The following is a 19,010-nucleotide window of genomic DNA, read 5'->3' as shown; positions in this document are numbered from 1 at the left end:
ATGAGAACCGCACCGCGCTGGGCCCGGTGGCTCGTCCCCGTCGTCCTGCTGCTCGTCTGGCTGGGCGTCGGAGGAGCGCTCGGGCCCTACGCAGGCAAGCTGGGCGAGGTGGCCACCAACGACCAGGCCGCCTTCCTGCCCCAGAGCGCCGAGTCCACCCAGGTGCTCAAGGCGCGGGAGGCCTTCGACCAGTCCGAGACACTGCCCGCCGTCGTCGTCTGGACGGCCGACGGTGGGCGGGTCTCCAAGGCCGAGCAGGCCGAGGCCACCCGGGCCGTCGCCAAGCTCGCTGGAGAGCCCGGCATCGTGGGCCGGCCGTCGCCCGCGCTGCCCTCCGACGACGGCGAGGCCCTCCAGGCCGTCGTCCAGCTGAGGCCCGACCTCGGCGACGCCCTGGAGCCCACCCTCGACGCGGTCCGCGACGCCGCCGGAAGCGTGTCCGGCACCACGGCCCAGATCGCCGGACCGGCCGCCAGCCAGGCCGACCTGTCGGACGCCTTCGCGGGCATCGACGGACTGCTCCTCGGCGTGGCCCTGGGCGCGGTCCTGGTGATCCTGCTGCTGGTCTACCGCAGCGTGCTGCTGCCGCTGCTGATCATCCTGGGCTCCGTCTTCGCCCTCTCTCTCGCCTGCGCCGTGGTCTACGTCCTGGCCGACCACGACGTCGTCCGGGTCGACGGACAGGTGCAGGGCATCCTCTCCATCCTGGTGATCGGCGCCGCCACCGACTACGCGCTCCTGCTGGCCGCCCGCTTCCGGGAGGAACTGGCCCGGAGCGGTGACCGGGCCGACGCCGCCCTCGCCGCGGTGCGCCGCTCCTTCGGGGCCATCACCGCGAGCGCGGCCACCGTCGCGCTCGGCCTGCTCGCGCTGCTCGCCAGCGACCTCACCAACAACCGCGCGCTCGGACCGGTCGGCGCCATCGGCATCGTGTGCGCCGTCCTGTCGACGCTCACCTTCCTGCCCGCCGTGCTGGCCCTCCTCGGGCGCGCCGCCTACTGGCCGTCGAAGCCGCAGCCGCCCGAGGAGTCCGCGCAGGGCCGCGGCGTGTGGCGCCGGGTCGCCGCCACGGTGGACGGCAGGCCCCGCCGCACCTGGGTGGTGACCGCGCTGATCCTCGCGGTCTTCGCGGCCTTCTCGCCCCAGCTGTCCTCCAAGGGCGTGCCGCTCGACGAGATCTTCGTCAACGACGCGCCGTCGGTCTCCGCCCAGCGCACGCTCGGCGAGCACTTCCCCGGCGGGTCCGGGAACCCGGCCGTCATCATCGCCGCCGCCGACCGCGTCGACGAGGTGACAGCCGCGGCCGAGGACACCGAGGGCGTGGCGTCCGCCGGCGCCGTCTCGAAGTCCGGCCGTCCCGGCGGCGGGGAACCCCTCGTCGTCGACGGGCGCGTCCGTGTCGACGCCACGCTGAAGGCCGCCGCCGACAGCGACGCCGCCAAGGCGGCGGTCGAGCGGCTGCGCGCGGAGGTGCACGCCATCCCCGGCGCGGACGCCCTGGTCGGCGGCTATACGGCGCAGCAGTACGACACCCAGGAGACCGCGGCTCGCGACCGCACGGTCATCGTGCCGGTCGTCCTCGCGATCATCCTGCTGATCCTGATGCTCCTGCTGCGCTCCCTGCTCGTCCCGGTGCTGCTCGTCGCGACCGTCGCCCTGAACTTCCTGGCGACGCTCGGGGTGTCCACGCTCGTCTTCGAGCACCTGCTCGGCTTCAGCGGCACGGACGCGTCCGTCCCCCTGTACGGCTTCGTCTTCCTGGTCGCCCTCGGCGTGGACTACAACATCTTCCTGATGTCCCGGGTCCGCGAGGAGGCGCTGCTGCACGGCCACCGGGAGGGCGTGCTGCGCGGCCTGACCACCACCGGAGGCGTGATCACCTCCGCGGGCGTGGTGCTCGCCGCGACCTTCGCGGCCCTCATGGTGATCCCGCTGGCGTTCCTCGTGCAGATCGCGTTCATCGTCGCCTTCGGCGTCCTGCTGGACACGCTCGTGGTCCGCTCACTGCTCGTCCCCGCGCTGATGATCGACATCGGGCGGCGGGCGTGGTGGCCCAGCTCCCTGGCCCGGCGCGAGACCGAGCCGACGGAGGCGGTCAAGGAGACGGTGTGACAGCGGGCGGGGGCTCCTCGGACAACCGGGGAACCCCCGCCCGGGCAGCGGAGCCCAGCCCCGACGGCCTGCCGCACCGGCCGGACCCGACGCCGCGCACCAGCCGTCAGGCGCGGGCGGCCCGCCGCGCCTGATCACGGATACAGTTCCCCGGCCGTGGAAAGGAGCCGGGATGAACGGGCCGACGGAACTGTACGGTCTCGCCGCCGGTCTGATGATCGCGCTCGTCACCGCGCCGGTCGGCGTGTCGGGCGCGGTGTTCCTGCTGCCCGTGCAGCTCAGCGTGTTCGGCGTGCCCAGCCCGGCGGTCACGCCGACCAACCTGCTGTACAACGTGGTCGCGGGCCCCGGCGCCCTCCTGCGGCACCTGCGGGAGGGCACCCTCGGCGGCCCGCTGGTACGGCTGCTGGTGCTGGGCACCCTCCCCGGCGTGGTGATCGGGGCCGTCGTCCGGGTCTTCGCCGTCCCCGGCGCCACCGTGTTCCGGCTCCTGGTGGCCGGGCTGCTCGCACCGCTGGGCCTGTGGCTCGTCGCGCGCACCCTGTGGCCCGCCCGGACGCCCCGGCGCGCACAGCCGTCGCCGCGCGCCGTCACCGCGCTGGCCCTGGCGGTCGGCATCGTCGGCGGGATCTACGGCATCGGCGGCGGCTCCCTGCTCGGACCGGTCCTCGTGGGGCGCGGCATGCCGGTCGCCGTGGTCGCCCCGGCCGCCCTCGCATCCACGTTCGCCACGTCGGTGGTCGGCGCGGCGGCCTTCGCCGTGCTGTCCCTCACCGGCTCGGGCGACGTCGCCCCCGACTGGTCCCTCGGCCTGGCCTGCGGCGTCGGCGGGCTGATCGGCGGCTACCTCGGGGCGTACCTCCAGCCCCGGCTGCCCGAGCGGGCGCTGCGTCTGCTCCTCGGCGCCCTGGCCGCCGGCGTCGGGGGCCTCTACCTGGTGCGGGGACTGGGCTGAGGGAGCGGCCGGGCGCTGCGCGAGCCGCGCCCGGCGCCCGCGCCGCTCACCGGACGCCCGGCAGCCCCGCAGCTCAGGGCAGGGCGAACAGCTTCGCGGCGTTGTCGTGGCACACGGCCCGCAGCCACTCCTCCCCGAGTCCCAGCCGTTCCAGCGCGTGGAGCTGATGGACGTACGGATAGGGGATGTTGGGGAAGTCGGAGCCGAGCAGCACGCGGTCGCCGAGCGCCGCGAGGCGGGGGAGCGCCCCGCGCGGGAACGGCATCAGGTCCTCGGAGAAGTCGGTGAACGCCATCGTGGTGTCCAGCCGCACCTGCGGGTACCGCTCGGCGAGACCGAGGAAGTCCTCGTACTCGGGCATGCCCAGATGGGCGACGATCAGCCGCAGTCCGGGATGGCGGGCGAGCACCCGCCCGATCGGGCCGGGACCGGTGTGCCTGCCGGGCGCGGGTCCCGAACCGCAGTGGACCACCACGGGGACGGCGGCCTCCGCGAGCAGCCCCCACGCCGCGTCCAGCAGCTCGTCCGCCGGATCGTACGCCCCGACCTGCACATGCGCCTTGAACACCCGGGCGCCCGCGTCGACGGCCTCCCGGACGTACGTCTCCACGCCGGGCTCGGGGAAGAGGGTCGCCGTGTGCAGACAGCCGGGGGTGCGGCCGGCGAAGCCGACGGCCCAGTCGTTGAGCCAGCGGGCCATGCCGGGCTTGTGCGGGTAGAGCATCGCGGTGAACGCCCGCACTCCGAAGTCCCGCAGCAGGTCCGCGCGTTCGCGCTCCTCCGCCCGGTAGGTGATCGGCCACTCGACACCGCCGGTCAGCGGCCCCAGCGCGTCGAAGTACGCCCACACCTTGCGCAGGACGCGCTCCGGCATGAAGTGGGTGTGGACGTCGATCAGACCGGGCAGCCCGAGCCCCTCCCAGAAGCGGCGGACCTCCAGCGCCTCGGCGCCGCGGCCCGGCACGGCGGGCTCGGCGGAACCGATGCGGGGCTTCTGCGGCGAGCGGTGGTCCGTCATGCCGTTCACGATCACCCCCGCCGCCCGGACCGGTCCACTCCCTTCCCCTGTGCCGAAGCTCACGCCGCGGGCGGCTGGGGTCTTTCGTTCGGATCAGGCCGGACCCCGCGAGCCCGGCCTGATCGGCAGGACACCCCCTAGGCCTCCGCGCGCCGGCGCACCATCTCGTCGATCCAGACAGGCGCGAACGGCGAGGTGCAGCCGGGGGACGTCGGATAGTCCTTCAGCACCTCCAGCCGCTCGCCGACGGCGATCGCCCGCGCCCGGTACCCGGGGTGCTCGATGCCGATCTGGGCCAGGCAGTGGTTCATCGCCCACTGCAGCCGCGGCGGGGCGTCCTTCATCTCCGCCTCGATCGTGTCGAGCAGCCCCGGCAGGTCCAGGCCGTCCGGCCGCCTCGCCACCCGCTCGGTGGTCAGCGCCCAGCCGGCGCTCGCGACCACGGGGTCCGGATCGGCGAACCAGGCGACGCGCAGCTCCTCGGCGTGCGGGCTCTTGCGCACCACGTACGTCACGAGCCAGTCGTGCACCTTGGGGGTGCGCGCCTCCCGCAGCATCCCGTCCAGCTCGTCCCGCCCGAACGCCTTCGGACGGCAGATCAGCAGGGCCAGCAGCCGCGCCGCCGAGTCACCCGTCGCCCACAGCTCGCGCGCGAGCTCCTGCTGCGTCTTCAGCCGCTTGGCGACCGCACGGAGCCTGCCCAGGTTCACGCCGTGGTCGTCGCCGTGCCGCTCGTTCACCGCGCGTGCCCTGGGGTCCTCCAGCGCGGCAAGCTCGGCCATCACCCCGGTCACCGTCGTACCGGTCCCCGCCGCCTCCGCCATCACGGCCTCCCGTCGAAACACGCCCTGCTGTGCGCGGGCAGCATACGGCGCCGGTTGGACGTCCGGAGTGCGGGAACCCGGGCGGCGAAGCGGACCGCCGACGCGGTCCCGGCATCTGGGAGGTCTCCGTGGCCGTACGCCATCGTCTGATCCACGTCGGGCCGAGTGCCGTCTGGGACGTCCTCTCGGACGGCACCCGGTACGCGGAATGGGTCGTGGGCACCGCGCGGTCCGAACCCGTACGCGGACAGTGGCCGCAGACGGGCTCGGCCATCCGCTTCGAGATCAGGATCGGCCCGGTCCGCCTGGTCAACGAGACGGTCGTCCGCCGGTACGAGGAGGGCCGCCTGCTGGAGCTGGAGGCCAAGGCGGGCCCGCTGGGCACGGCCCGCATCTCCATCGAGGTCCGGTCGTGGGGCGAGAAGACCCTGGTCATCGTGGACGAGCACCCCCTTCAGGGCGCCGGCGGCCGGCTGCACAACGCCGGCTTCGAGGCACTGATCCAGCTCCGGCACCGACCCATGCTCGCCCGTCTCGCACGGCTCTGCGAGAGCGAGGCGAACCCGGACGCGCGGCCGGACCGGCAGGACACCGCCGGTCCCGCGGAGGCTCACGGAGCCGGCCATGCCTGACGCCGTGGTGATCGGCGCCGGCCCCAACGGTCTGGTCGCCGCCAACGTCCTCGCCGACGCCGGATGGCACGTGGAGGTGCTGGAGGAGCAGCCGGAGCCGGGCGGCGCGGTCCGTCACGACCGGGGGGTGGACCCCGACTTCGTCAACGACCTGTTCAGCTCGTTCTACCCGCTCGCCGCCGCGTCGCCGGTGCTGGCCGGGCTGCGTCTGGAGAACCACGGACTGCGCTGGAGTCACGCGCCCAGCGTCGTCGCCCACCCCCTCACGGACGGCAGCTGCGCCCTGCTGGACCGTGACGTCGACGTCACCGCCGCGTCGCTGGAGGCGTTCGCACCGGGCGACGGGGACGCCTGGCGGCGCCTGCACGACATCTGGGAGCGGCTGCGCCCCGACCTGCTGGACACCCTGTTCACGCCGTTCCCGCCGGTGCGGGCGGGGGCGCGGCTCGCCCTGCGGCTGCGGGCCGCGGGCGGACTGCGCATGGCCCGCAGCCTGGTCCTGCCGGTGCGCCGCCTCGGCGAGGAGGAGTTCCGCGGCCAGGGCGGGCGGGTCCTGCTCGCCGGCAACGCCCTGCACGCCGACCTCGCCCCGGAGTCGGCCGGCAGCGGCGGCTTCGGCTGGCTGATGACGATGCTGGGGCAGACGTACGGCTTCCCGGTGCCGGCCGGCGGATCCGGCGCGCTGACCGACGCCCTCGTGCGGCGGCTCCGCTCGCTCGGCGGCGAGGTGCGCTGCGGACAGCGTGTGGAGCGGGTCGTCGTGCGCGGCGGACGCGCCGTCGGCGTACGGACCGCCACCGGCGACGCCGTGGCGGCCCGCCGGGCGGTCCTGGCCGACCTGTCCGTGCCCGCCCTCTACGGCGACCTGGTCGAACCCGAGCATCTGCCCCCGCAGACACTGGACGACCTGCGGCGCTTCCAGTGGGACTTCGCCACCTTCAAGGTCGACTGGGCGCTCGACGGGCCGGTGCCCTGGCAGGCCGAGCAGGCCGCCCGCGCCGGCACCGTGCACCTCGCCGACGGCGTGGACGAACTCACCCGCTTCGCCGCGCAGATCGCCATGCGGCAGGTCCCGGACCGCCCCTTCCTGCTCTTCGGCCAGATGACCACCTCCGACGCCTCCCGCTCCCCGCTGGGCACCGAGTCCGCCTGGGCCTACACCCACGTGCCCCACGACATCCGCGCCGACGCCGGGGACGAGAACATCACCGGCATCTGGAACGCAAAGGACCAGGAACTGATGGCCGACCGGATGGAACGCCAGGTGGAACGCTTCGCTCCCGGCTTCCGCCGGCTGATCCGGGCCCGTCGCGTCCTCGCACCGCCGGCCCTGCAAGCCCTGAACGGCAACCTGATGGGCGGTGCCATCAACGGCGGCACCACCGCCATGCACCAGCAGCTCTTCTTCCGGCCCGTCCCCGGCACCGGCCGTCCGGAGACCCCCGTCCCCGGGCTGTTCCTGGCCTCCTCCGGGGCTCACCCGGGCGGCGGAGTGCACGGCGCGCCCGGCGCGAACGCCGCACGCGCCGCCCTGCACCGCAACCGGCCGCCCGGACTGGCCCGCGCCCAGCGCTACCTGAGCGGCCGCGACCGCACCGGCACACGACGATGACCTCACGCCCCACCCACCGCTGACCGCACGACGCCGTCGAGGAGAACGATGACCGCGCACGACGACGCCCCCGCGACCCACGACCGCATCCGGCCCCGCCCCGCCGGGGTCGACGACCAGACCGTCGAGGCACTCGGGGCGCTCTCGAAGGCCTTGGAGACCACCGAGCGGGCCCGCGGTCGCCTCTACGACTTCCACCAGCTGACCGGGACCGCCGACCTGCAGCTCGACCGCGCGGTCGAGCTGCTGCGCGAGGCCGGGCATCCCGAGTGGGCCGAGAAGGTCCGCGAGGAGATCCTCGGCCGCAACGTCATCCCCGGGCACTGGACGTTCCAGATCGTCGAGGCCTACAACGCCACCTACTACCGCCCGTTCCAGGAGCTGGAGGCGCGTGCGCTGCGAGAGCTCGCCGACGGCACGGACCACCTGTTCGAGGCGGAGATGAAGGAGGAGCGCCGGACCCCCGGCCACCCCCACCACACGCCGGTGCCGCCGACCGAGGAGTCCTGACGCCGGCCGTGCCCGGCCGCACCGGCGACCGCGACCGCCGTCGCAACCGAGAGGAGGGACCGCCCGTGCGCAGCAGCCCGCTCGCCGACCGGACGGTCGTCGTCACCGGAGCCGCCCGCGGCCTGGGCGCCGCCATGGCCCGGCAGATCGCCGGACGCGGCGCCCGCCTGGCCCTGCTGGGCCATGAGAAGCCGGAACTGGAAGCACTGGCCGAGGAACTGCCGGGACCGGCGCTGGCCGTCGAGGCCGACATCACCGACCCCGACGCCCTCGCGGACGCCGCCGCACGGGTACGGGCCGGGCTCGGTCCCGTGTCCGCCGTGGTGGCCAACGCGGGGATCGCCGAGGGCGGGCCCTTCCCCTCCTCGGACCCCGCAGACTGGGCCCGCGTCGTGGAGGTCAACCTCACCGGCAGCGCCCACACGGCACGTGCCTTCCTGCCGGACCTCTTCGACACCCGGGGGTTCCTCCTCCAGGTCGCCTCGCTCGCCGCGATCGGCGCCGCGCCCCTGATGAGCGCCTACTGCGCCTCCAAAGCGGGCGTCGAGGCCTTCGCGCACTCCCTGCGCGCAGAGGTGGCGCACCGCGGGGTCGGCGTGGGAATCGCCTACCTCAACTGGACCGACACCGACATGATCCGGGACGCCGACCGGTACGCCGTCCTGCGCGAACTGCGCGGCCACATGCCACCGCCCGCACGCCGGGTGTACCCGGTGGAGCAGATCGCCGCCCGTCTGGTCACCGGCCTCGAACGCCGCCGTACGGCCGTCTACGCCCCGGCGTGGCTGCGCCTGACCCAGCCGGTACGCGCGGCGATGCCCCCGGTCGTGCTGCGCGTGGCCCGCCGCGCCATGCCCCGGCTGGAGGCGGAGATCCCCTTCGACCACACCGGCCTCCTGGGCGCAGGCGGAGAGGCCGACCGAACGGCGTCCGCCGGGCGCCGCTGAGGGCGGCTCCCGGCATCCGGCGTGATGGGCTCGCCCGTCAGGCGCACGGCCGCGTGGGCCGCCGTGCCGGCCAGCCTCGACGGTGGGCGCGCCGGGCGCCGCTGAGGGCGGCTCCCGGTATCCGGCGCGTGTGTCCGGCGTTTCGGGGGCCTCAGGCGGTCGGGACCGGCTGAGGAGCCGGCGTCGGGTGTTCGCCTGTCAGGCGGAGGGCCGCGTAGGCCGTCGTGCCCGCCAGGGTCCCGAAGGTGAGCGCGGCCGGGACGTGGGCGCCGAGGGCGGCCAGGAAGTGGGTCGGGCCCCAGACGCCCAGCGTGTCGTCGAGCGGGATACGCAGCACCTGGCCCGTCAGCAGGGCCAGCACCGTCGCGCAGACGCCGCCGGCCGCCATCGCGGGGAAGGTGACCCGGGTCAGCAGACCCGGCAGCAGCCGCAGGGCCCACCACACCACCGCCAGCATCAGCACGTCGACGAGGCGGTACACCAGCCAGTCGCCGAACGGCGTGGTCGACGGGCCCGTCCAGCCGCCGAGGATCAGCCACTGGCGCAGCAGGTCGCCGGGCTCGGACAGCCGGCCCGAGCCGCTGAACGCGGTGTGGATGCGGGCCGCGACCCGGTCGTAGGAGAGGATCAGCAGGGACACTGCGACCACGGCGGTGCCGAGGGACGCGGCCAGGCGGGCGGGGCGGGCCGGCACTGCGGGCCGGGGCGGTGTCTCCCCGTCCTTGGCGACGGCTCGCCCCACCAGCACCGTGAGCCCGGCGGTCAGCAGGGCCACGAGCACCGCCACCGGTCCGCTCGACTCGACACCGGCGGCCAGCTGCGGCAGGAACCGGTAGCTGCCCCGCCCGCCCGAGGCGATCAGCCACGGGGTGGAGACGGCGGCCGCGAGCGTGCCGGCCACCGGCCCCCACGCCCACAGCGCGAGCAGCGTGCCGGGCGTCCGCCCGTGCGAGGGCGGCATCCTGCGCAGGAGGAGCAGCGCGCCCGCCCCGTAGAAGACGAAGAGCGCCACGAATCTGATCTGCATCCCGGTGCGTCGCAGATCGGAGTACCCCGGGGTCCCGCTCACCCCCGTGTCGTCACCGGCGGGGGTCAGCACCGACGCGTCGTAGGCCCAGGGGGCGAGCCAGCGGCGCAGCTCCTGGACGGACTCGATGCCGAGCGCGCGGGTGGCGCCCTGGAGCTGGAGGGCGTGGGCGCTCGCGCCCGCCCACCACAGCAGCAACGTGATCAGTATGGCCCCGGCCACCGCCGGTATCGCCGCGCGCCGGTATGTCATGTCGTCCCCCGTCGTCCTGGGCCGGCCTTGGGTTGGCAGGCAGCGGAAGGATAGACGGAGTTGATCTTCGGACGTGGCCCCCGTGACCGAAACGCGACCCCGGGGCCGCGGGTCAGCCCCGCCCGAACTTCTCCCGGGCCGCGGGGGTGACCGGGGTGAAGAAGTTCACGAGGGTCCCGTCGGGGTCGCGGAACAGCAGGGACCGGTTGCCCCACGGCATCGTGGTGGGCCCGGCGACGACGTCGTCGACGACGCCCGCCAGGTTCGCGTGCACGCGGTCCACGTCGTCGACGAGGAACTCGATGATCACGCTGTGGTTGTCCGCCGGGCGGGCGGACCCCGGGGCGAACAGCGGGACGGTGCCGGTGCCGGCGATCGCGAGGGTCGCCGCCGGGGTCCTGAGCTCGGCGAACTCCTCGGTGGCCCAGGCGGCGGGCACCCCCAGGACGCGCTCGTAGAACGCGACGAGGCGGGCCACGTCGGCGGTGATCATACGGACGGAGACGAACTGCATGGGGCTCTCCCGGGTCGTGCTGGACGGCTTGCACCGCGAGGCTAGGCGAGATAGAGGACAGAATCGGTCCTGTATCCGCGGTAGGTTTCGGCGTATGTCCCGACCGACCGCCCGCGTGCTGACCCTCCTGGAGCTGCTGCAGTCCGGCGGCACCCGTACCGTGGCCGAGCTGGCCGAAAGACTCGGCGTCGAGGGGCGCACCGTGCGGCGGTACTTGGAACAGCTGATCGAGCTGGACGTCCCCGTGGAGTCGGTGCGCGGGCGCTACGGCGGCTACCGGCTCGGCCCCGGCCACCGGCTTCCCCCGCTGATGCTCGGCGACGAGGAGGCGCTGGCCGTGCTGCTCGGCCTGGTCGCCGGGCGCCGGGCGGGGCTGACCGCGGCCCAGCGCACGGCAGCCGAGACGGCGTCGGCGAAGATCCGGCGCGTGCTGCCCCGGCACCTCGCCCACCGGCTCGACGGCCTCCTGCAATCCCTCTCCTTCACCGACGCGCCCGAGGAGCAGGACACCCCGGACGCCGGGGTGCTGCTGGCCCTCGCCGACGCCGTGCGCCACCGACGGCCCGTCGCGATCCGCTACACCGACCGCGAGGGGCGCCGCAGCGACCGCACCCTGCACGCGTACGGGATCGTCGCGCACGCGGGTCGGTGGTACCTCACCGGCCGGGACCCCGGGATCGACGAGGACCGCACCCTCCGGCTCGACCGCATCGCGGGCGTGCGGGCCCTGCCCGGCTCGTTCCCCGCGCCGGAGGGACCCGGTCCGGCCGAGCGCGTCGTGTCCGGGTTCGCCACGGCCGCATACCGGCATGAGGTGACCCTGCGGATCCGGGCGACGGCGGGCGAGATCCGCGCCCACCTGCCCGCCGGCGTCGCGGTCCTGGAGGACACCGGGGCCATGGACGGCCAGGACGGGGCCGACGGGAGCTGGCTGAGGGCCGAGCTGCGGGCGGAGCGGCTGGACTGGCTCCCTCCGGTGCTGGCCGCCCTCGACCGGCCCTTCGTCGTCGAGCGCCCCGCCGCCCTGCGCGACCTCGTCGCGGCGCTCGCCGACCGCCTGGCCGCCTCCGCGCGCCGCACCTCGCCCCGGGGACCGGCCTGAGCGGCACGCCGAAGGGGTGCCCGGGGAGCCGTGGCTCCGGGGACACCCCTCGGTCGCCGCTCTGGTTCAGAAGTCGGTGGAGAGACCGCTGACCTCGGCGATGCCGCGCAGCTCCTCCGTCTCCTTGTGCCGTTCCCTGATGTACTCGGCGATCTCGCCGAGGCGTTCCGGGTCGGAAGCGGTGGTGGCGTCGGTGACGATGCGAACGGGACCGGTCTCGTCGACGTCGATCTCGACCACCTCGTTGTCCATGCGGCCGGTGACCGCGGTGGCGATCACGAGGGCGGCCTCTTCACGGACCTCTTGGGGCAGGTCGTCGGCCCCGGAGTCGAGCGCGAGGTCGAGGCTGGACAGGCGCTCCTCCTCGATCGCCTGGAGCACGGGCTCCACCAGGCGTCGCAGGAGGCGGTAGTCCTCCGTGTCCATCCGAATGCGCAGGAGGTCCAGGTACACGTCCACGGGCCGGCCGTCGCCTTGCGGAATCTCGAATTCGCTCATTCGCCCCGTGTTTCCCGCGCGGCGCGGCTCACACACGACGCCAGCGGGCGAGTGCGAAGGAGAAGATCCCGAACAGCACCAGGCCCGCCGCCACGCACACCAGCAGCCACGGCCCGAGCGGCGTGTCGGCGAGGCTGCGCAGCGTGTCGTCCACCCCCTTCGCCCGGTCCGGCTCGTACTCGACGGCGGCACGGACCGCGAAGACGCCGGCCGCGGCGAACACCAGACCGCGCGCCGCCCCGCCGGCCACCCCGGTGACGTCGACCAGCCGCCGGGTGCGGCGGCTCATCCGGCCCAGCTGGAGCTTGTCGTGGTACTTGCGCATGACCGCCCGCGCCCCGATCCAGACGCCGGCGGCCACGACGCCGATCCCGGCCGCACCGACCAGCCACTGACCCCCGGGCAGCTCCAGCGCCCGTGCGGTCACGTCCCGCGACTGCTTGTCGCTGGACCCGCCGCCGCTCTGGTGCCGGGTGGCCGCGAAGTACAGCACGGAATAGGCGACGAAGACATAGAACCCGCAGCGGACCGCGGCCAGCAGCCGCTTGCGCGGGCTGCGCCCGTCCTCACCGAGGGAACCGAAGACGGCCTCGCTCAGCCGCCACAGCGCCATGCCGACCAGCCCGATGCCCAGCGCCCACAGCAGGACCGCGCCGAACGGCCGCTGCGACAGCTCGGCCAGGGCACCCCCGCGGTCGGCCTGCCGGCCGGTGCCGCCGAACGCGACCTGGAGGGCCAGCGCCCCGACCAGCAGATAGATCACCCCACGCGCGGCCAACCCGGCCCGTGCCGCCCCCCGCGTGACCGAACCCCGCGCGGCCCGCCGGGCCCGCAGCCCTCCGGCCGACGCCATCGCACTCGTGTTCATGTAGACCTCCCGGACATGCGGATGCCCCGGCGGGGCCACCGCACACGCGGCGCTTCCATCCGGGCCGTCCGGGACGTGACCGGCGGGAACGCGGGTGCCGGGAGGGGCGTGTGTGCCGGAGGGGTCAGCCGCCGGTCCGGTCGAAGGTGAGATGGGTGACGCCGCTCGACGTGGTGACCGTGTCGACGGTGTAGTCCTTCTCCAGGTCCTCCAGCCCGTCCCAGAGCCGGACGCCCCGGCCGAGCACGATCGGCACGACCACCACGTGCAGATGGTCGATCAGCCGGGCGGCGAGGAAGTCCCGGATCACGGTGGCACCCCCGCCGATCCGCACGTCCTGCCCGCCCGCGGCCTCACGCGCCGTCTCCAGCGCGGCGGCCGGCGAGGTGTCGAGGAAGTGGAACGTGGTGCCGCCCTCCATGGCGACCGGCGGCCGGGTGTGCCGGGTGAGCACGAACGTCGGGGTGTGGAACGGCGGATTCGGCCCCCACCACCCCTTCCACTCGGGGTCCTCGTGCCAGCCGGGATAGCCGTACTTGCCGGCGCCCATGATCTCGGCGCCGATCCCGGGTTCGAACCGCCGGACGAACGCGTCGTCGGGGCCGCTGGTCCCGCCCTTCTCGCCGCTCCTCTCGCGCCACCAGCGGGTGGCGAACATCCACTGGTGCAGCCGTTCCCCGGCATGCCCGAACGGCGCCTCGCGGCTGAGTCCCTCGCCCGTGGCGAAGCCGTCGAGCGAGACCGAGAAGTTGTGCACACGGGCGAGTGACATGCGGCGGCTCCCTGCTCCTGCGGTCGGAGATTCCATGCTCCTGCGGTCGGAGGTTCCACGCCCCAGCTTGGCCGCTCCGCGTCCGCCGCGCAGCGAAACGGCGCACGGCGCGTCGCGCCCGCCACGAGACCGGTGACATTGCCGGTCCCCGCGGGCCGCACGGTCCCCGACAGTGACACGGCCAGCCCACGGCGGGCCCCGCCGCGGGCACGCGGCCGACTCCCCATGTCCCGCGTGCCCGTGGCGCCGGCCGCCCGCCATGACAGAGAGGACGACCCGTGCAGCTGCACCCCCACAGCACCGAGCCCGCGAGGCGCCGGACCGGACGCCTGGCCGGCGCCGCCGTGGCCCTCGCCGCGCTCCTCGGACTCGGCACGCTCGGTGGTCCGGGCGCCCACGCCGCCGACAATCCGTACGAGCGCGGACCGGCTCCGACCACCTCCAGCATCGAGGCCCTGCGCGGCCCGTACGCCGTGTCGCAGACCTCCGTCTCCTCGCTCTCGGTCACCGGATTCGGCGGCGGCACCATCTACTACCCGACCTCGACCAGCGACGGCACCTTCGGCGCCGTGGCCGTCTCGCCCGGCTTCACCGCCTACGAGTCGTCGATCGCCTGGCTGGGACCGCGGCTCGCCTCGCAGGGCTTCGTGGTGTTCACCATCGACACGAACACCACCGTCGACCAGCCCGACTCGCGGGGCCGCCAGCTCCTGGCCGCGCTGGACTACCTGACCCAGCGCAGTTCGGTGCGCGGGCGGGTCGACGCGAGCCGCCTCGGCGTCATGGGCCACTCCATGGGCGGCGGCGGCAGCCTGGAGGCCGCCAAGACCCGTCCGTCGCTCCAGGCGGCGATCCCGCTGACCCCGTGGAACCTCGACCAGAGCTGGCCCGAACTCACCACCCCGACCCTGATCTTCGGCGCCGACGGCGACACCATCGCCCCGGTCGCCACCCATGCCGAGCCGTTCTACAGCGGCCTGTCCTCGAGCCTCGACCGGGCGTACCTGGAGCTGAACGGGGCGACCCACTTCACGCCCAACACGTCGAACACGACGATCGCGAAGTACAGCATCTCCTGGCTCAAGCGGTTCATCGACAACGACACCCGCTACGAGCAGTTCCTGTGCCCGCTGCCCCGGCCGAGCCTGACCATCGAGGAGTACCGGGGCAACTGCCCCCACACCTCCTGACATCGCACAGACCGGGGCGGTGGACGCGCGCACGGCGTCCACCGCCCCGTTGTGCCCGGGCACGGCCCCCGGCGCGGACGGCTGGGCGCCGGCACAGTCCCGCCACGCCGCCACCCCCGCCAACGCGCAGGTGACGCCCGGTATTTCGGCCCGGCCCGCACGGACGCGGGCCTTCCGCGTCGCGTTACGCGCCCGTAACGTCACGGGAATGACCACAGACAGGAGCAGCACGCGGACGGCTCCCCCGGGGCGGGGCCGGACCCGTGAGGACGGCGCCGGGCCGGTCGTGGTCGACCGGGGGCGCCTCGAACTCGCTCGAGGCAGGCGGCAGTTGTTCGACGGGCCGGTGGACGACGCCCGGGAGAGCCTGCTGCTGGCCGCGTCCCTGCTCGCCGCCGACGCCCCCGAACTGGCCGAGGCGGCCCGGATGTCCGCGGCCGAGGCCGCCTGGGCGGCGGGCGACATCGCGGCCTGCCTGAGCACCCTTGACGGCGACGGTCCGGCGGACGCCTCCTCCGGACCGCGGTGGGCCCGGGACGCCTTCCTGCGGGACCACCGCGACGGCATGCGCGCGCTGCTGGCCCGGCGCCCCGAGCAGGCCGTCGGCCCGCTGCGGCGGGTGCTCGACCGCGCCCGCGCGGACGACCGGCCCGAACGCCTGCTGCGGGCGGCGTCCGCGGCTCTGCTGCTCGGGGACCTGAGGGAGGCCCGCGCCGCCGGCGCCCGCGCCCTGGCCTCGGCCCGCAACGCGGACTGCGCCGCGTCGGAGGCGCGTGCCCTGGAGTACCTCGCCTACGGCGAACTGCGGGCCGGCCGACACGCGCAGGCGCGCGCCCACGCCGAGGAGGGCGTCCGGGCCGCCGCGCTGGCCGGGCACCGCAACACCGCGGCCAGCCACCACGCCATGCTGGCCCTGGCCGCCTCGATCGAGGGCGACACGGGCGCGGTCGAGGGGCACGCGGCGACCGCCCTCGCCGTCGCCCGCCGGCACGGCCTGGCGCAGGCGGCGACCCTCGCCGAATGGGCCGTCGCCCGCGCCGATCTGGCCCGGGGCCGCCCTCTGGACGCCGCCGACCGGCTCGGGCCGCTCGTCGGACCCGGCGCCCGGCGCGGGCACTTCGCCGTGTGGATGCTCGCCGTACCGTGCCACGTGGAGGCCGCGGTGCTCGCCGGGCACCCCGAGGACGCGCGGGCGGTCCTCGGCGACCTCGAGCTGTGGGCGGCTTTCGGCGCCGACCCGCACGCCCCGGCGCAGCTGGCCCGCTGCCGGGCCCTGCTCACCCCCGGCGACCGCGCCGACGCCCTCTACCTGCGGGCGCTCGCCCTGCACGACGAGGCGGGCGGTGACTTCGAGCGCGCCCGCACCGAGCTGCTGTACGGCCGCTGGCTGCGCCGGCGCCGGCGTCTGCGCGAGGCCCGCGCCCGCCTCGGGGCCGCCCTGGTCGGGTTCGAGCGCTGCGGCGCCGGCGCCTGGGCCGAGCAGACCCGCGGCGAACTGCGGGCCAACGGCGCCGCGTCCAGGACCGAGCGGGCCGCGGGCCTGGCCCGGCTCACTCCGCAGCAGCTGCGCGTCGCCCGGTACGTGGCCGAGGGCGCCACCAACCGCGAGGTGGCCCAGCGGCTCGCCGTCAGCACCCGCACCGTCGACTACCACCTGCGCAACGTCTTCGCCGCGCTCGGCGTCCGTTCCCGTATCGAACTGGCGCTCATGGTCGGCCAGGAGGACCGGTGAGCCGTGCCGGGACAGCCCCGCGCGGGCGGCCGCGACCGGCCCCAACCGAAGAATACGGCTGCACACCCCTAGGGACCGACCGGACGGTATGCCATCCTTCGATGCAGGACGATTCGGGTGGCGACCGCCGCACGGGCAGCGCACCCCGCCGGACACCGCTGAGCCGGCCCGGCGCCGGAGCCCTGCCGGGAAGCCGAGGCTGGGGGAGGACCGCGATGCATCCTGCCGTACGCGCACGCGCCATGATCCGCACCGGACCGGTGCCCGTGCCGCGGCAGCGGGCCCCGCGCCTGCGGTCGCTGATCGACGCCGACGCGCTGCGCGTCCTGCACCGGGCGGCCCGCGTCCTGCTCGACGACCTCCCGGCGCTCACCGACCGGCTCCTGGCCGCCCTCGGCGAACAGGAACCCGCCTACCGCACCGCGCTGGCCCACGACCACGGCGCCACCTGGGAGGAGGCCCACCGCTCCCTGCGGCACAGCGTCACCTCCCTGCTCGACCCGCGCGGCACCCGCGACGCCGCGCACCGCTGCACCTGGCGGATCGGGGTCGCCCGCGCCGAGCAGGGGCTCCCGCTGGACGCCCTGCTGCACGCGTTCCGGCTCGGCGGCTCCCTGGTCTGGCAGCGGCTGGTCGAGGAGACCTCCCGCTCGGCGCCCGAGGACGTCCGGCTCCTCGTGCACGTCGCCACCGACGTGTGGGACTTCGTCGACGAACACTGCGGCATCGTCGCCGAGGCGTACCGACACACCGAGCGGCAGCTCGCCTGGCGGCGCGAGAACCGGGTGCGGCTCCTCGCGGCCGCCCTCCTCGACGGCACGAGCCGCATCGCCGACCTGCCGGAGACCGCCGAGGGCCTGCGCCTGCCGGAGCAGGGCCGCTACGTCGTCGTCGCGGTCGCCGGCGGCCGGCCGCAACTGCCGGCGGGCGTCCGCGCCACCGCCGTACCGCCCGGTGCGAGCGTGTACTGGCACTCAGGAGGGGATGTGGACCACGGCATCGTCCTGGTCGGCGACGAGGGAAACGACGGCGACGACGGCGACGACACGGACGGCCGCGACCCCGTGGAGGCGCTGGGCCTCACCGCCGACGGCGTGCCCGGGCGGCGCGTCGGCGTCGGCGGCACGGTGAACGGCCTGGCCGCGGTCGGCGACGCCCGCCGTCTCGCCGACCTCGCGCTCGGCATCTGCCCGCCCGGGGGCGGCACCGTCCGGCTCACCGAGCATCTGCCCGAGGCCCTCGTGGTCTCCTGCCCCGAGCTGGGCGCCACCCTCACCCAGCAGGTGCTAGGCCCGCTGCTGCGCCTCGATCCGGCCGACCGGGACGTCCTGCTGGACACCCTGACCGCCTGGTTCGACTGCGACGGCTCCGCCCAGCGGGCCGGGGAGCGGCTGTACTGCCACCGCAACACCGTCCTGAACCGGCTGCGCCGCTGCGAACAGCTCACCGGCCGCTCCCTGGCCCGCCCGGTCGACGTGGTCGAGATCAGCCTCGCCCTGACGGCCCGGCGCCTGCTGCGCGGCTGACCGGCCGCGCCCGCCCCGGCCGCCGTACGGAGATGCGCGGCCGGGCACCGGATGGTGCACTCGGGTGAGGAGGCCGGGGGGCCGGTCGGCTGGAGGCGCCATGGCTGACAGGGGACACCGGCGCGGGCCCCTCCCGCCCGCGCCCCGGCCCTGGCCGCGCGGCGGCGTGCGGACCAGGGTGAACGCCGTGGCCTTCCGCGTCGCCTCCCTCGGCGTGCGGCACGCGGTACGGCGGCTGCCCGAGGTGCTCAGCGAGGGCGAGACCGTGCAGCTGCTCGCCACGGGCGCCCACGGCCGCGGCACCGGCGTCCTCGTCATGACGGACCGGCGCCTGCTCCTCTACGGCCACGGCCTGCTGACGCGGACGGTGCAGGAGTTCCCGTACGACCGGATCAGCTCCGTCCAGTGGACCGGCGGCCTGCTCACGGGCACGCTGCGCGTCGTCGCGGCCGGTGGCGGGACCGAGCTCCGGCAGGTCCCCCGGGACCAGGGCACGGCCTTCGCCGACCTGCTGGGCCACCGCCTCGCCGCCGGCGGCCCGCCCGCGCCCGGCTCCGCCGGCCACGTCGCCGCGCGCCTGGCCACCTTGGACGGACTGCGCGCGTCCGGCACCATCACGGACCAGGAGTACCGGGACCGCAGGACGGAGATCCTGAAGAGCCTCTAGGGGGTGTCTTGCCCGGCCTGATCGGCAACACACCCCCTAGGGGGTGTCCGGACTCGCGGCCGCGGAGCCTCCAGGTGTGCTGTTCCGGCTCCCGGCGGTGCTGGCCCGGCTCCCGGCGCCAAGGGCCTGGTGGGCACCCGCACAACCCCGGGCCACCCCCGTTGGGACCGCGCAGCGACCTGGGGCGCGGGCCTGTACCGGCCGGTCGCGGGCGTGCTGTCGTGGGCTGCCCCTCCCCCCGACGCACTCGTG

General features: G+C 75.2%; 19 protein-coding genes. 12 read left to right on the top strand and 7 right to left on the bottom strand.

What is annotated here, in order from left to right; translation table 11 throughout:
• The 3 genes from ADL34_RS31670 to ADL34_RS31665 are packed head-to-tail and all read left to right on the top strand — an operon-like array spanning position 1 to position 3,067.
• Entirely contained in the window at positions 1-2,112 is a 2,112-nt protein-coding gene (locus tag ADL34_RS31670; RefSeq protein ID WP_062665053.1) for an MMPL family transporter, read from the top strand.
• Positions 2,109-2,246 (top strand): hypothetical protein, encoded by a 138-nt coding sequence (locus ADL34_RS36280; protein WP_159039007.1) that lies wholly within the window; start codon positions 2,109-2,111, stop codon positions 2,244-2,246. Before ADL34_RS31670 ends, ADL34_RS36280 begins: the two co-directional genes overlap by 4 nt.
• 38 nt (positions 2,247-2,284) lie before the next feature.
• On the top strand, positions 2,285-3,067 hold the full coding sequence (locus ADL34_RS31665) for a sulfite exporter TauE/SafE family protein (protein ID WP_062664821.1): 783 nt from the start codon (positions 2,285-2,287) through the stop codon (positions 3,065-3,067).
• Between the two features lie 73 nt (positions 3,068-3,140).
• On the opposite strand, the gene ADL34_RS31660 is transcribed toward ADL34_RS31665, so the two are convergent.
• Positions 3,141-4,085 carry an amidohydrolase family protein gene (locus ADL34_RS31660; protein WP_079034010.1) on the bottom strand — a complete coding sequence of 315 codons (945 nt, stop codon included), beginning with the start codon at positions 4,083-4,085 and terminating at the stop codon, positions 3,141-3,143.
• A 137-nt stretch (positions 4,086-4,222) separates the two neighbouring features.
• Positions 4,223-4,909: a DNA alkylation repair protein gene (locus ADL34_RS31655; RefSeq protein ID WP_062664823.1), complete on the bottom strand. Its 687-nt coding sequence runs from the start codon at positions 4,907-4,909 to the stop codon at positions 4,223-4,225.
• A gap of 128 nt (positions 4,910-5,037) precedes the next feature.
• On the opposite strand from ADL34_RS31655, the gene ADL34_RS31650 reads away from it, so the two are divergent.
• From ADL34_RS31650 to ADL34_RS31635, 4 genes are all read left to right on the top strand, one after another.
• Positions 5,038-5,541: an SRPBCC family protein gene (locus ADL34_RS31650; RefSeq protein ID WP_062664825.1), complete on the top strand. Its 504-nt coding sequence runs from the start codon at positions 5,038-5,040 to the stop codon at positions 5,539-5,541.
• Positions 5,534-7,153 (top strand): phytoene desaturase family protein, encoded by a 1,620-nt coding sequence (locus tag ADL34_RS31645; RefSeq protein ID WP_062664828.1) that lies wholly within the window; start codon positions 5,534-5,536, stop codon positions 7,151-7,153. Before ADL34_RS31650 ends, ADL34_RS31645 begins: the two co-directional genes overlap by 8 nt.
• A 48-nt stretch (positions 7,154-7,201) precedes the next feature.
• Entirely contained in the window at positions 7,202-7,663 is a 462-nt protein-coding gene (locus tag ADL34_RS31640) for a hypothetical protein (protein ID WP_062664830.1), read from the top strand.
• Positions 7,664-7,728: 65 nt separating this feature from the next.
• Positions 7,729-8,610, top strand: coding sequence for an SDR family oxidoreductase (locus ADL34_RS31635; RefSeq protein WP_062665056.1), 882 nt, complete (start codon positions 7,729-7,731; stop codon positions 8,608-8,610).
• A gap of 151 nt (positions 8,611-8,761) precedes the next feature.
• Here ADL34_RS31635 and ADL34_RS31630 read toward each other — a convergent pair whose 3' ends face one another.
• Together ADL34_RS31630 and ADL34_RS31625 are read right to left on the bottom strand one after the other, a co-directional pair.
• Positions 8,762-9,889 (bottom strand): hypothetical protein, encoded by a 1,128-nt coding sequence (locus ADL34_RS31630; protein WP_062664832.1) that lies wholly within the window; start codon positions 9,887-9,889, stop codon positions 8,762-8,764.
• Between the two features lie 112 nt (positions 9,890-10,001).
• On the bottom strand, positions 10,002-10,403 hold the full coding sequence (locus ADL34_RS31625) for a VOC family protein (RefSeq protein WP_062664834.1): 402 nt from the start codon (positions 10,401-10,403) through the stop codon (positions 10,002-10,004).
• A gap of 94 nt (positions 10,404-10,497) precedes the next feature.
• Between ADL34_RS31625 and ADL34_RS31620 the strand changes: the two genes are divergently transcribed.
• The gene (locus tag ADL34_RS31620) at positions 10,498-11,505 is read left to right on the top strand and encodes a helix-turn-helix transcriptional regulator (protein ID WP_062664836.1); all 1,008 of its coding nucleotides are present in this window, start codon (positions 10,498-10,500) and stop codon (positions 11,503-11,505) included.
• A gap of 66 nt (positions 11,506-11,571) precedes the next feature.
• Here the strand turns inward: ADL34_RS31620 and ADL34_RS31615 are convergent, their stop codons facing one another.
• From ADL34_RS31615 to ADL34_RS31605, 3 genes are all read right to left on the bottom strand, one after another.
• Positions 11,572-12,003 (bottom strand): hypothetical protein, encoded by a 432-nt coding sequence (locus tag ADL34_RS31615; RefSeq protein ID WP_062664837.1) that lies wholly within the window; start codon positions 12,001-12,003, stop codon positions 11,572-11,574.
• A 28-nt stretch (positions 12,004-12,031) separates the two neighbouring features.
• Positions 12,032-12,871 (bottom strand): DUF1206 domain-containing protein, encoded by an 840-nt coding sequence (locus ADL34_RS31610; protein WP_062664839.1) that lies wholly within the window; start codon positions 12,869-12,871, stop codon positions 12,032-12,034.
• A 124-nt stretch (positions 12,872-12,995) separates the two neighbouring features.
• Positions 12,996-13,643: a dihydrofolate reductase family protein gene (locus ADL34_RS31605; protein WP_062664841.1), complete on the bottom strand. Its 648-nt coding sequence runs from the start codon at positions 13,641-13,643 to the stop codon at positions 12,996-12,998.
• Positions 13,644-13,921: 278 nt separating this feature from the next.
• On the opposite strand from ADL34_RS31605, the gene ADL34_RS31600 reads away from it, so the two are divergent.
• From ADL34_RS31600 to ADL34_RS31585, 4 genes are all read left to right on the top strand, one after another.
• Entirely contained in the window at positions 13,922-14,833 is a 912-nt protein-coding gene (locus tag ADL34_RS31600) for a lipase (RefSeq protein WP_062664843.1), read from the top strand.
• Positions 14,834-15,041: 208 nt separating this feature from the next.
• Entirely contained in the window at positions 15,042-16,565 is a 1,524-nt protein-coding gene (locus ADL34_RS31595; protein WP_079034001.1) for a helix-turn-helix domain-containing protein, read from the top strand.
• 215 nt (positions 16,566-16,780) lie between these two features.
• Entirely contained in the window at positions 16,781-18,091 is a 1,311-nt protein-coding gene (locus tag ADL34_RS31590; protein WP_062664847.1) for a helix-turn-helix domain-containing protein, read from the top strand.
• 100 nt (positions 18,092-18,191) lie between these two features.
• On the top strand, positions 18,192-18,758 hold the full coding sequence (locus ADL34_RS31585; RefSeq protein WP_079034002.1) for a PH domain-containing protein: 567 nt from the start codon (positions 18,192-18,194) through the stop codon (positions 18,756-18,758).
• Positions 18,759-19,010 lie beyond the last annotated feature (252 nt).

This window comes from Streptomyces sp. NRRL WC-3605 (genome assembly GCF_001509795.1).
GTDB classification, from domain to species: domain Bacteria; phylum Actinomycetota; class Actinomycetes; order Streptomycetales; family Streptomycetaceae; genus Streptomyces; species Streptomyces viridochromogenes.
Note: the sequence above shows the minus strand (reverse complement) of the source record. Positions and strands in the feature narration are given on the sequence as shown.

Bases quoted from the DNA above. Each gene is read 5' to 3' on its own strand.
- ADL34_RS31645 (WP_062664828.1), top strand. From the start codon at position 5,534: ATGCCTGACGCCGTGGTGATCGGCGCCGGCCCCAACGGTCTGGTCGCC.
- ADL34_RS31620 (WP_062664836.1), top strand. From the start codon at position 10,498: ATGTCCCGACCGACCGCCCGCGTGCTGACCCTCCTGGAGCTGCTGCAG.
- ADL34_RS31605 (WP_062664841.1), bottom strand. From the start codon at position 13,643: ATGTCACTCGCCCGTGTGCACAACTTCTCGGTCTCGCTCGACGGCTTC.
- ADL34_RS31585 (WP_079034002.1), top strand. From the start codon at position 18,192: ATGGCTGACAGGGGACACCGGCGCGGGCCCCTCCCGCCCGCGCCCCGG.
- ADL34_RS31590 (WP_062664847.1), top strand. From the start codon at position 16,781: ATGCATCCTGCCGTACGCGCACGCGCCATGATCCGCACCGGACCGGTG.
- ADL34_RS31655 (WP_062664823.1), bottom strand. From the start codon at position 4,909: ATGGCGGAGGCGGCGGGGACCGGTACGACGGTGACCGGGGTGATGGCC.
- ADL34_RS31595 (WP_079034001.1), top strand. From the start codon at position 15,042: ATGACCACAGACAGGAGCAGCACGCGGACGGCTCCCCCGGGGCGGGGC.
- ADL34_RS31610 (WP_062664839.1), bottom strand. From the start codon at position 12,871: ATGAACACGAGTGCGATGGCGTCGGCCGGAGGGCTGCGGGCCCGGCGG.
- ADL34_RS31660 (WP_079034010.1), bottom strand. From the start codon at position 4,085: ATGACGGACCACCGCTCGCCGCAGAAGCCCCGCATCGGTTCCGCCGAG.
- ADL34_RS31615 (WP_062664837.1), bottom strand. From the start codon at position 12,003: ATGAGCGAATTCGAGATTCCGCAAGGCGACGGCCGGCCCGTGGACGTG.
- ADL34_RS31670 (WP_062665053.1), top strand. From the start codon at position 1: ATGAGAACCGCACCGCGCTGGGCCCGGTGGCTCGTCCCCGTCGTCCTG.
- ADL34_RS31630 (WP_062664832.1), bottom strand. From the start codon at position 9,889: ATGACATACCGGCGCGCGGCGATACCGGCGGTGGCCGGGGCCATACTG.
- ADL34_RS31625 (WP_062664834.1), bottom strand. From the start codon at position 10,403: ATGCAGTTCGTCTCCGTCCGTATGATCACCGCCGACGTGGCCCGCCTC.
- ADL34_RS31640 (WP_062664830.1), top strand. From the start codon at position 7,202: ATGACCGCGCACGACGACGCCCCCGCGACCCACGACCGCATCCGGCCC.
- ADL34_RS31665 (WP_062664821.1), top strand. From the start codon at position 2,285: ATGAACGGGCCGACGGAACTGTACGGTCTCGCCGCCGGTCTGATGATC.